We start from the raw sequence: 11,631 nt of genomic DNA, 5'->3' as shown, positions 1-11,631 counted from the left end.
ACATGGCGCTGCCACTGGGTGGCGCGTCGATGGACAATGTCTACGCGCTGCGGCGCTAGGCTCGAAAAATCCTTTTGAAATCAATGTTCTGCGTCGGCAACGACGCAGCACGTTGGGTTTTTGTGGTTCCCAGGTTCCGCACCAGGACGGCTTGGGAGCCGATGTTTTGACCCGTCAAGAGCGCCGTTTCGCTCTCCGCCAATTTCTAGAAGTCGACGCTTCGAAGCAACAAAGCGTTGAAAATACTTGTACGATTTCGGCGTGAAGTATCTTTAAACCTGTTGGCGCTATCCCTACGTCATCGTTGTTATGTCTATCAAGGCAACACCGATGTAACATCGCTTACGCCACGCCTTTCTCACGGGGGACTCGGGAGGCGCGGTCACTTTCCCAAACAATGAGCAGCCCGAACGCTCGACACGCTCTTGGTGCGTCGAGCGTCTCGGCGCGCAATCTCCCCGCTTTGTCAATCAACACCAGCCGGGTGGCGGCCGGGTGAACGAACCCGCGCGCCCTTAGGAGACAAGACATGGAAGCCCTAGAATATCTCGGCCCGATGAAATGGACGGCGATCGAGATCGCCGTGCCGGTTATCGTGCTGGCGATCCTGTTCTGGCGGAGCGGCATGGTCCGCTACATCCCGAACGACAGGCTCGGCATCCTGGAAAAACTATGGAGCTTTCGCGGCTCCGTCAGTGATGGCTTCATAGCGCTCAACCGTGAGGCTGGCTACCAGCCGGAAGTCGTGCGCGGCGGCCTGCATTTCTTCATGCCGTTCCAATACTCGATGCACCGCGCCAATCTCGTCACCATCCCGCAGGGCCAGATCGGCTATGTCTTTGCGCGTGACGGCAAGCCGCTGCCGCCGACGCAGACACTTGCTTCCAACACAGATGCCGACGATTTCCAGGATGTGCGCGGGTTTCTCGAAAAAGGCGGACAGAAAGGACCGCAGCGCAAGATCTTGCGTGAAGGCACCTATGCCATCAATCTCGCGCAATTCATCGTGCTCACCGCCCAGTCGATCTATGCCGTCAATCTGAGCTCGTCGGAACAAAGCCTTTTTTCCAACATGTCCAGCATGATCTCGGAGCGGGGCGGCTTTGAGCCGGTCGTCATCCACAATGCCGAGGACATGATCGGTATCGTCACCATCCATGACGGTCCGGCCCTGCCGGACGGCGAGATCATCGCGCCGACCGTGGCCAACGATCCGAACGACCCGAACTTCCACAACAATTTCCAGGACCCGGAGAAGTTTCTCAATGCCGGTGGCTACCGTGGCCGGCAGCTGCAGGTGCTGGCCGACGGCAGCTACTTCCTCAATCGCATCTTTGCGACCGTCGAACTGGTCGAGAAGACGATCATCGACGTCGGCACGGTGGGTGTCGTCGTCTCCTATAACGGCCGCCACGGCGCGGACATATCCGGGCAGGCGTACCGTCACGGCGAGCTGGTCGAAATCGGCGCGCGCGGTGTCTGGTCGACGCCGCTGCTGCCGGGCAAGTATGCGTTCAATACCTATGCCGGCAATATCATCACCGTGCCGACCACGAACTTCGTGCTCAAATGGACGAAGGAGCAGTTCGGCGAACACAGGCTGGACGAGAACCTGTCCGAAGTGTCGCTGATCACGAAGGATGCGTTCGAGCCTGTGCTGCCGCTCTCCGTCGTCGTGCATATCGACTATATGAAGGCGCCGCTGGTGGTGCAGCGTTTCGGTGACATCAAGCGGCTGGTCGAACAGACGCTCGATCCGATGGTTTCCGCCTATTTCAAGAACATCGCCCAGACAAAGACGCTGATCCAGCTCTTGCAGGAGCGCAGCGACATCCAGCGCAAGTCAGGCGAGGAGATGCGCGAAAAATTCAATTCCTACAGCCTCGAACTGCAGGAAGTGCTGATTGGCACGCCGCGTGCCGCCGATGGCCAGAACAGCATAGAGCAGATCCTGATACAGCTGCGCGAGCGCCAGATTGCGGTCGAAAAGGTCGAGACCTACAAATTGCAGGAGAGGGCGGCCACTCAGGAACGCACCTTGCGTGAGAAAGAAGCGCTGGCCGAACAGCAAGCCAAGATCACGACCTCGGCACTTACCATCGAGATCAGCGAGAACGAGGGCAAGGCGCAACTCGCCCGCACCCGTCAGGAGGCGGAAACCATCCAGGTCACCGCCAAGGCGGAGGCGGAGAAGGTGCGCCTCGCCGGCCAGGGCGAGGCCGATATGATCAAGGCTGTCGCGCTTGCCGATGCCGAGCGCATCAAGGCGACCGGTTTCGCGGAGGCCGAGAAGGTGCGCGCGCTTGGCCTGGCGGAGGCCGAGGCCACCGAGAAGAAGGTCGCGGCCTTCGGCGGTCCGGACTATCAGCTCAACTCGCAGGTTCTCATGCGCTTCGCCGAGGCGATCGAGAATGGCAGGCTGCCGCTCGTGCCGCAGATCCAGATCGGCGCCAATGGCGGCGAGAAGGGTGCCGCCAACGGCCTCGTCGAGATGATGCTTTCGATGCTCGTCGCAGACCGGGTTGGACGACAAAACCTGCCGGGTGCGGTCCCGGACCCGTTGAGGAGGAATGATTGAGGATGGGCCGGTCGCACCGGCCCATCTCGCGTGGCGCGTCGATGGGCAATGTCTACGCCTTGAGGCGCCGCGCCAGGCTGAGCCACGATGCTGGTCGAGGGCCCCGCGCCGATGTCGGCGCGGCAGGCCTCTTCTTCGACAAGGTCCGACTAAAGCGCGTCGCGTCGAAACGGATTCGCGCGACGCGCTTTAAGTCTTTGTTTTGATGCATGTCGTTCTCCCAAAACCGCTGCGCACTTTTGGTCGACATGCATTAAGTCAGTTCCGTACCAACAGTTTTTGGGACGCCAGCCAGAATGGCGGCAGGCAAAGCGGGATGGCCGACAGCAGAAGCATCTCGTCCTTGATAGCGACGCCGAACTCGTCGGCGACGAAGCGCCGGCGCGCGGCGAAACGCGCCGCGAGCGCCGGGTAGCGCTCGGCGATTGTCGCGCGCAGGCCCGCGTCGGCAAAGGTCACGGCGTCCTCGCAGTTGAGCGTCACGCCATCGGGCATCGGGACAGGAATGATGTCGACCTGGAACGGCATGCCGGAGACCAGGCGCTCGCTCGAGCCCGGACGTATAGGCGAATGCATCCATTCGTCGAGGCCGACCAGATGGCCGGGATTGAGGGCCGGCCGCAGCCTGCCACGGGCCAGGGTAGAGATCACCGCTTCGTGGATCGCGCCGCCTTCGACACCGATTCCGGCCGTTTCATACCAGGCGATCAGTCCGTCGAAATAGGCCTTGGTCATCTCCAGGAAAGCGGTGTCGGCCTCGGCGATGAGGCCGCCGCGGGCCGTCAGGCCACCCCAGTACCCGACCGCGGTGGTTGCGCCCTCGCCGCGCCGCGGCACGCGGGCTGTCGGGCTGCGCAGGCCGATGACGGGGCCGCTCGCATCGTTGGAGGCGAACATCGGATGGCAGCTCATGGGTTCGCCGGCATAGCCCATGCGGGACGCGGCCGCGAGCTCGCTGTCGCCAAGGTTGAAGCCCGTGACGATCCGCCAGACCGCCATCGACGCCCTCGACGCACCCCATTCGGCCTCGGCGATCTGGTCTGCGTCGACCACGGCCCGCAGGCCCTCGACCGGGTGCATCAGCACGCGGGTGGCGTCCACGATGTCGGACGGCCCGACGATCGCGGCAATGGCATCGACGATGAAAGACGGCGCGAAGAAGGTCGGCTTCGCCAAATCCCACTCCTCGTTCTCGAGATATTTCCAGCCGACAAGGCCGATCGTGTCGCCGGACCCGAGCCCAGCTTCGCGCAGCACTGCGACAAGATCCGGTTTCTGGCTGCGATCCTGGCCCATCAGGCTCAGTGATTGGGCAAGCATCGTGACGATGCCGGGCAGGCCGGCGATCGGCGTGTAGCCGATGTTCTCGTTGCCGGTGACTATGATGCGCTGGCCTGCATTGCCCAGAAGCAGCAGGGCCTCCTCGAAGCGAGGCTCGAAGCCCGTCAGGAACGCGATGTTGGCGGCGTGCTCGCGGTCGGCATAGACGACCAGCCAGTCGGCGCCGGACTTGTTGATGGCGCGGGCGCAGCGCGTTTCATATGTCGCGGCCGGGATGGCGGGGCGCTCGACCGGAAGGCCGAAATCCGGGATGTCCACGTTGCGCAGGGTGACGGTCATTTCTGTCCTCGTTGATGCTATGCCGATGGCGCCGCGATGGACGACCGGCTTGGGTGGCAGGGGTGCTATTCGCGCGCCAGAAATCCGATGGCCGACGGCAGGAGGGCGCAGGTTGCCGTGCTGCCGGGGGTCAACTCGCGGGCGATCGCGGAGGGCGTGAGCACGCTCAGTTCCTGGCCGTCGGCCGTGATGACGGTGACGCGTTCCGACGTGCCGACGAAGGACACGTCCGCGACCGTGACGGAGAAGGAGACCGAGCCAGGCGCCACATCACCGAGGGTGATGTCTTCCGGGCGGACCCAGACCGTGATCGCGCCGTCGCCGTGACGCGTCCGGTCATAGGCGGCGGGCATCGGCACGCGGATGCCGAAAAGATCGAGTTGCGCGCCGTCCGTTTGAGCCGACAGGATGTTGTTGCCGCCGAGGAAGCCTGCGACGAAGCGCGAGGCCGGCGCCCGGTAGATTTCGCGCGGACTGCCGATCTGAACGATGTTGCCGTTCTGGAAGACGGCAATACGGTCCGACATGGCGTAGGCCTCTTCCTGGTCGTGCGTGACGAAAACGAACGTGACGCCGGTTTCCTGGTGGAGACGCTTCAGCTCACGCTGCATGGCGTCGCGCAGCTTGCGATCGAGCGCCGAGAGAGGCTCGTCGAGGAGCAGGATCTTCGGTCCGAAAGCAAGCGCGCGGCCGATGGCCACGCGCTGCTGCTGGCCTCCGGACAGTTCGCGCGGCTTGCGTGCGGCGAGCTGGTCGAGGCCGACCAGCTTCATGACTTCATCAACGCGCGCGGCGATGCGCGCGTTGTCCCATTTGCGCACGCGCAAGGGGAAGGCGATGTTGTTCGCCACCGACAGATGGGGAAACAGCGCATAACCCTGGAAAACCAGGCCGAAGTTGCGGTCCTCGGGATCGACGCCGGTGATGTCGGCGCCGTCGAGCAGGATCGTTCCGGAGTCCGGCCTGGTAAAACCGGCGATCGACATCAGCAGGGTTGTCTTGCCCGAGCCGGATGGGCCGAGCAAGGTCACGAATTCGCCCTCGTTGATCGACAGGTCGACGCCGTCGAGCGCGATTGCCGATCCGTAGGCCTTGCGAAGCGTGCGGATGTCGAGGAAAGCCATTCAGTTCGGGTCCCGGGCGAGCGGCCCTGTCGAGCAATGGATGCCGCCGCCGTTCAGTTCGATGCATTCATAGTCGAGCGTCAAGATGGTGATGCCGGCCTTGTCCAGCCGCTCGGCGAGCCGGGGAGTACGGGTGGCATGCATGACGACCCTGCCAGGCGCGATGGCCAGGCAGTTCAGCGAGAAGGCATTGTCCTCGGGCGGCAGCTCGATCAGATTCATGCCGCGCTTTTTGAGGCGGTCGATGAAGAAGTAAGGGAGCTCGTTGATGTTGATGATGGCGGTCTCGTGATCGATCATCATGAAGCTGCCGTCGATGTGGATTCGATAGCCCGGCATCGGCACCTTGATCAGCTCGACGCCGAGGCTGTTCAGGATCATCTCGACCTGGCGGATACCTTCCTCGTTGCAGGCGACGGAGTGCGAGCAGACCGCCGTCTTTTCGTCGATCAGCGCGAAGCCGCCACCCTCGAACACCGCTTCGCCATGCAACGTTCCCAGAATCGGGCAGCCGGCCTTTGCCAGGGCCTGGGTGACCATCAGTTCCTCGCCGCGGCGAGCGCGCCGGGCAAGGCGGGTGACGATGGCGCCGCCTTTGACGCCGATGACACTGTCACGGCAGAAGGTCGATTTGAGCGCGCCGGGCGCCGCCTTCTCGGTGAGGATCACATCGACGCCTTCCGAGCGAAGCAGCGCGGTGAAGGCGTCATGGGCGGCCTGCATGGCGGTGAGATCCGGCGGGGTCTTACCCATGAAGTACCAACCCTTCTCCGGGTCGCCGAAGCCGCCGATCTCGGGCATTGGCTTGTTCTTGTCGACGATGTTGATCTCCTCGCCCGGGCGATGCATCAGCACCGCGCGCAGCTTGCCGACATCGTTGGTGCAGCCCCATGGACGCCCCCAGACCCGCGTCTGTTCCTCGGGATCGTGGAAAGCCGGCGTCGGCACCGATCCGAATGTCTGGAAGAACTTCGCCTCGCGATATTCGTGTTCGCTCATAGCGGCGGTGTGTGCTGACATGTCCTTGGTTTCCTTTCTTAACTTGTGGACTGGATGAGGGGTTCACGACCGGCGCTGCGCAAGACGCTCCCATACGGTCATGCGCAGCAACAGGCAGATGATGGTGATGACGAGCATGACGGTGGCGATGGCGGCCAGCGCCGGGTCGACGGCGTCGGCGATGCTTGTCCATATCTTGCGCGGCAGCGTCACCAGCCGACGGCTGGTGATGAAGAGCGTCACCGTGATCTCGTCCCAGGAGACGATGAAGGCCAGGATGGCGCCGGCGATCGTGCCCGGCAGGATATTGGGCAGGATCACCCTGCCAAAGACGGTGGGCGGGCGGGCGCCCAGCGAGCGCGCGGCCTGGACGAGGCGTGGATCGAGGTTCGACAGCGAGGCGCCGATCGCCAGAACGGCAAGCGGCATCGCCAGGATGACATGGACGATGGTGACGCCGAGCCAGCTGTCGAGCAGCGACAGCTTCGACCACAGCCGCACCATGCCGACGGCGTAGATGATCGGCGGCACGATAAGCGGCGAAAGCAGAATGATGCGCAGGGTCGAGGGCCATCGCCCGGCATAGACCCAGGCGCCGATGGCGAAGGCCGCCGACACGCCGGTTGCGGCGATGCTGGAGGCGAGCGCTATGCCCAGGCTGGTCAGGATGCTCGGCAGCCAGCCGGCGCGCCAGTCCGCAAGCGAGGCAAAGTGCTGGAATGAGATGCCAGTGGTCGGCAACGACAGATAGTCCTTCGCCGTCAGCGCCACCGGCACGACCACCAGCACGGGCACGAAGAGGAAGGCAAGCAGCAGCCATGCCAAGGTCCAGGGCAGCCAGCGCTCGCCTATGCGACGCAAACGCAAGCTCATCGGCGTCCGCCTTCGAAGGCGGCGCGAAGCGCGGGACTGCGCGCGGCGACCGCGACCAGCACCCCGACGACAAGCAACAGCGTCGTGGAGAGGGCGGTTGCCACCCCCCAGCGCAAGGTTGAGGAGATCTGCACCGAGATATATTCGGCGACCATGAGCACGCGGCCGGCACCCAGAATGGCCGGTGTCACCAGGAAGCCGAGCGAGAAGATGACGATGAACAGGCTGGCGATCGCAAGGCCGGGCAGGCTGAGCGGCAGCCAGACGCGGGTGAAGATGGTGACGGGCCTCGCCCCAAGCGATCGCGCTGCCTGGATGATGCGCGGGTCGATTTCGGAAAGGTTGGTGTAGAGCAGCAGGATCGCGAACGGCATCATGTAGTGGACCATGCCGACGATCACGCCGAACTGATTGTAGACGAGCTCCAGCGGCTCGGCGATCGCGCCGCTGCCGACCAGCGCCGAATTGAGCACGCCGTTGCGGCGCAGGATGGTGATCCAGGCAAAGGCGCGCACCAGCACCGAGACCCAGAACGGCACCATGACCATGAACAGCGCGACGCGGCGCGCGGCCGGCCGCATGTGGACCAGCGCGAAGGCGACCGCATAGCTCATGACGATCGTCAGTACGGTCGTCACCGCCGAGACGATCATCGTCGTGCGCACGACCCGCCCGATCGCGGCGCTGCCGAACATCTCGACATAGTTGCCGAAGCCGAAGGTCGGCTCGGTGAATGAGAGCGCCAGCACCTGAAGGATGGGGACCACGTAGAGACAGATCGTCAATAGCGCGGCCGGTACCGTCAGGCCGAAGGCCCAACGCTGGAAAGACGACATGGCGGCTACCCGGCCACCGGCTGGAAGCCGGTGGCCGTCCCTGGTCAGCGAGAGATGAAATCGAGGAACTTGTTCTGCAGCGCGGCTTCGTTGTCGGCGTAATACTGGGCCGAGATCTTCAAGCCTGTCTTGGCGTTCTCCGGCGCCAGCGAATAGACCGCCTTGTCTTCCTCGGTCATGAGAGCGAGCGCCTTGGGATTGGACGGGCCGTTCCCCATGATGCGCAGCAGGGTGATCTGGCCTTCCGGCTCCATCGACGAGTTGATGAAGTCGAACACCTTCTTGCCGGCGGGGTTGCCCTTCGGCACGGACCATGCGCTGGCAAACATCAGGTTGTTGTTCCAGGTCCAGGTGAACTGGGGGTTCTCCTTGCGCAGCAGGTTGGCGCGGGTGTGCCAGATGTTGCCCATCACCACCTCGCCGTCACGGAAGAGCTGCTGGCTCTGCGCGCCCGACTCCCAGAAGATCAGGTTCGGCAGAAGCGGCTCCAGCTTCTTGAAGGCGCGGTCTACGTCGAGCGGATAGATATCCTCGGGCTTGACGCCGTCGGCGAGCAGGACCGCCTCGAGCTGGCCCTGGATCCATTTGCACATCGTGCGCTTGCCAGGGAATTTCTCGAGATCGAAGAAGTCGGCCCAACTGGCGGGCGCGGTCGAGAGCTTCTTGGAATCGTAGGCGAGCACGTTGGAATAGGTGTAGTTGCAGATGCCGAATTCGGCGGCGAGGCCGTCGCCGACCAGGCTCTTGTCGACGATCGAGTAGTCGATCGGTTCGACATAGCCACCCTTGCCGAGCACGAGCGCGTCGGTCATGCCGCCGTCGGTGGCGTCCCAGGTCACATTCATGGAATCGACCATTGCGCGGATCGCTCCCGTCTCCGGGCCGGCGCCGTCGATCACGACCGGTATGCTCGACTTCTTGGTGAAGGGCTCGCCATAGGCCTTCTGGAAGGCGTCGAGCGCGGCGCCGCCCCAATTGCAGACGACGATCTCATTGGCTTCCGCCGATGCTGCGCCGGGCCGCATCGCGACAGCGAGGCCGAGGCCGGCCATGGCGGTAAGGAAGGAGCGACGGTCGATCCGACCGGATTTGAACTTCTCGATTGCTATTAACGCTGCGTCTTGACCAAAGCGGTTGCTGGACATGGCTGTTCCCCTTTTTAGGTCCGTCTGGAGTCCTAGTTTTCGGTGACTTCCTCCCGGGCCGGCGCCAAGCCGCCGGTTGGCGGCTCGGAACCGGTATTGCTTGCAGACCGCCGTAGCCGGCGGCCTGATGGCGGCGCGACCGATGCACGGACGACGAGCTCGACGCCGATGCGTTCGGTGACCGCTTCTGTTTTTCTGCCTGTGATGAGGTCCAGCAGCATGGCGACGCCGCGCCGGCCGAATTCGGCCGGAGACTGCCGCACCGTCGTCAGCGCCGGCGAAAGAAGGTCGGCATTGCTGATGTCGTCGAAGCCGATGAGCGAGACATCCTCGGGAATGCGCAGGCCCATGCCGCGCGCCGCGCGCATGGCGCCAAGCGCCAGCATGTCGCCGCAGGTGAAGACGGCGGTCGGCGGATCCGGCTGCTCGAACAGCTCCTTGAAAGCGCCGACAGCCTGGTTTTCATCATAGTCGCAATGGACCACCAGCCGGTTGTCGACCGCCATGCCCGCCGCTTCCAGCGCCTCGGCATAGCCGGAGAGCCGCTCGGTCGTGCTGAGCAGGCCATGCGGGCCGGCGATCGCGCCAATGCGGCGATGGCCCTTCTCGATCAGGTGGCTGGTTGCCATGCGGGCGCCGTCGGCGTTCCTGGCAAACAGGCGCGGCGCCCGGGCGCCCGGCACATCCTCGTCGAGCAGGACCACGCCGCCGGTCCGGTTGATGCATTTGACCAGCCGGCCGTCGTCCGAATGGTTGGTGAGAAGCAGGATGCCGTCCACCTGGTGGTCCTCGATACGCGCCAGGAAGGCGAGCTCATGATCCACCAGGTTGCGGCTGTTGAGCATCAGCAGGTTGTAGCCGTGCCGCGCCGCCTCCGCTTCGGATGCGGAGGCGATGGCGGCAAACAGCGGGTAGGCGATGTCCGAGGTTATCAGGCCGAGCGTCTCGCTGCTGCCGCGCGTCAGCCGCCGGGCAATGGCGTTGGGACGATAACCGAGGCGCGCAGCTGCCTGCTCGATCTTCAGCGCTGTCGAGTCGGGCAGGCTGATGCGGCCGTTGAGATGGCGCGACACGGAGGTTACCGAGACGCCCGCCGCCCGCGCGACATCACGGATGGTGATCTTCAATCGATCCGACAAACGCTTCAACGCTCCCGGCAGGATGATGTTGAACTTGGCTGGTAAACCGGTTTCGTAGACCGCCCAAAAAAAAGAGGCCGCCGGCTCCGGACCTGACAAGGCGAGGGCAGGGACGGGAGCGATCACAGAACGTCTCCCGCACGGAAGAACTCCTGATGCTCGCGCTTGAGGGTGGCCTGGTCGCAGTCTACATTGCGAATGTGCGCGGCCATGAGGCGCGCGGCCTCGCCAGTCTTGCCGGCACGGACTTCATCGAGGATCGCGCGATGCTCCGCGATGATCGAGCGGATGTGATCCGGCTTCATGCCGATCAGGAACTGAACGCGCATCATGTCCGCCGATATATGCTGGCAGGCAGCCCAGGCGCGGGGATGCGCGAAGGCAGCCGTCAGGCCCGAGTGGAAGGCCATGTCGGCGCGATGCAGGGCGCCCATGTCGTCGCTGTCGACCAGCCGTTCCTGTGCCCGCAACGACAGCTCGATTTCGTCGAGCGTGCCGGGATCCGGATGGACGCCGCTGTTGGCGATGACCGCGCTTTCCAGGGTCGAGCGGATGAACACGGCCTCGCGGACCCGGGTCATGTCGATAAGCGAGACGCGGGTGCCGGTTTGCGGCGAAATCTCGATCAACCCCTCGTCGAAGAGCCGGGTGAAGGCCTCGCGCACCGGTGTGCGGCTGATGCCCATCGCCTGCGCGACGTCAGTCTCGGCAAGGCTCGCGCCCGGCAGGACACGCGCGGTGATGATCGCCTCGCGCAGTTCCTGATAGGCCTTGGCCGAAATCGTGTTCCGTCGCTCGGTCTGCTCGGTCAGGATTGGCGCGTTCAGCTTTAGCATATCTGTATACTGGCATTCAGGATTTTTGGGAGTCAAGAAGCGGTTTGCCGGAAACCAGCGGATTTCGTGGATCGTCGAGCGCTTTGATCGCCTCCGCGATCGCGGCCGCGGTCCCCTCGGGCGTTGGCAGGCCGCCGCAATGGGGTGTGATGCGCACGCTTTCATGCGCCCAGGCCCAATGATCGGCCGGCAGCGGCTCCTGGAGGAAAACGTCGAGCCAGGCGCCGGCGACATGGCCGCTGTCCAGCGCTTGCCTGAGCGCGGTCTCGTCGAGATGATCGCCACGCCCCAGATTGACCACATAGGCACCCGGCGCCAGCAGGGCGAAGAGCCGCCCGTCGAGAATGCCGCGCGTGTGCTGGTTGGACGGCAGCAGGTTGACAAGGAGATCGGCCCCCGTGACGGCCGGAACCAGTCCGCCCTCGCCATGAAAGGCGGTCACGCCGACACGTTCGCGGGGCGTGCGCGACCAGCCCGAGAC

General features: G+C 64.1%; 11 protein-coding genes. 2 read left to right on the top strand and 9 right to left on the bottom strand.

Annotated features, from left to right (window positions below):
• On the top strand, positions 1-265 hold a 265-nt coding region (locus tag EOA28_RS39550; RefSeq protein ID WP_210214935.1), incomplete at its 5' end, for a hypothetical protein.
• Between the two features lie 264 nt (positions 266-529).
• Positions 530-2,578, top strand: coding sequence for a flotillin family protein (locus tag EOA28_RS11010; RefSeq protein WP_127250252.1), 2,049 nt, complete (start codon positions 530-532; stop codon positions 2,576-2,578).
• Between the two features lie 258 nt (positions 2,579-2,836).
• Here EOA28_RS11010 and EOA28_RS11000 read toward each other — a convergent pair whose 3' ends face one another.
• The 9 genes from EOA28_RS11000 to EOA28_RS10960 all read right to left on the bottom strand — a co-directional run.
• Positions 2,837-4,198 (bottom strand): M24 family metallopeptidase, encoded by a 1,362-nt coding sequence (locus EOA28_RS11000; RefSeq protein WP_127250251.1) that lies wholly within the window; start codon positions 4,196-4,198, stop codon positions 2,837-2,839.
• A gap of 65 nt (positions 4,199-4,263) precedes the next feature.
• Positions 4,264-5,322 (bottom strand): ABC transporter ATP-binding protein, encoded by a 1,059-nt coding sequence (locus tag EOA28_RS10995; RefSeq protein WP_127250250.1) that lies wholly within the window; start codon positions 5,320-5,322, stop codon positions 4,264-4,266.
• A complete protein-coding gene (locus tag EOA28_RS10990) occupies positions 5,323-6,342 on the bottom strand; it encodes an arginine deiminase family protein (RefSeq protein ID WP_127250249.1) in 1,020 nt (339 codons plus the stop codon).
• 42 nt (positions 6,343-6,384) lie between these two features.
• Positions 6,385-7,194: an ABC transporter permease gene (locus EOA28_RS10985; protein ID WP_245463301.1), complete on the bottom strand. Its 810-nt coding sequence runs from the start codon at positions 7,192-7,194 to the stop codon at positions 6,385-6,387.
• A complete protein-coding gene (locus EOA28_RS10980; protein WP_127250248.1) occupies positions 7,191-8,030 on the bottom strand; it encodes an ABC transporter permease in 840 nt (279 codons plus the stop codon). The genes EOA28_RS10985 and EOA28_RS10980 overlap by 4 nt, the downstream gene beginning before the upstream one ends.
• A 44-nt stretch (positions 8,031-8,074) precedes the next feature.
• Positions 8,075-9,175, bottom strand: a complete 1,101-nt coding sequence (locus tag EOA28_RS10975) for an ABC transporter substrate-binding protein (RefSeq protein ID WP_127250247.1) — start codon at positions 9,173-9,175, stop codon at positions 8,075-8,077.
• A 32-nt stretch (positions 9,176-9,207) separates the two neighbouring features.
• Positions 9,208-10,440, bottom strand: a complete 1,233-nt coding sequence (locus EOA28_RS10970) for a LacI family DNA-binding transcriptional regulator (RefSeq protein WP_128314887.1) — start codon at positions 10,438-10,440, stop codon at positions 9,208-9,210.
• Positions 10,437-11,150 (bottom strand): GntR family transcriptional regulator, encoded by a 714-nt coding sequence (locus tag EOA28_RS10965; RefSeq protein WP_189342006.1) that lies wholly within the window; start codon positions 11,148-11,150, stop codon positions 10,437-10,439. The genes EOA28_RS10970 and EOA28_RS10965 overlap by 4 nt, the downstream gene beginning before the upstream one ends.
• Positions 11,151-11,166: 16 nt before the next feature.
• Positions 11,167-11,631: NAD(P)-dependent oxidoreductase (locus tag EOA28_RS10960; RefSeq protein ID WP_281060898.1), on the bottom strand; the 465-nt coding region annotated here is incomplete at its 5' end.

The sequence above is a fragment of the Mesorhizobium sp. M2A.F.Ca.ET.067.02.1.1 genome (assembly GCF_004023285.1).
Classification (GTDB): domain Bacteria; phylum Pseudomonadota; class Alphaproteobacteria; order Rhizobiales; family Rhizobiaceae; genus Mesorhizobium.
Note: the sequence above shows the minus strand (reverse complement) of the source record. Positions and strands in the feature narration are given on the sequence as shown.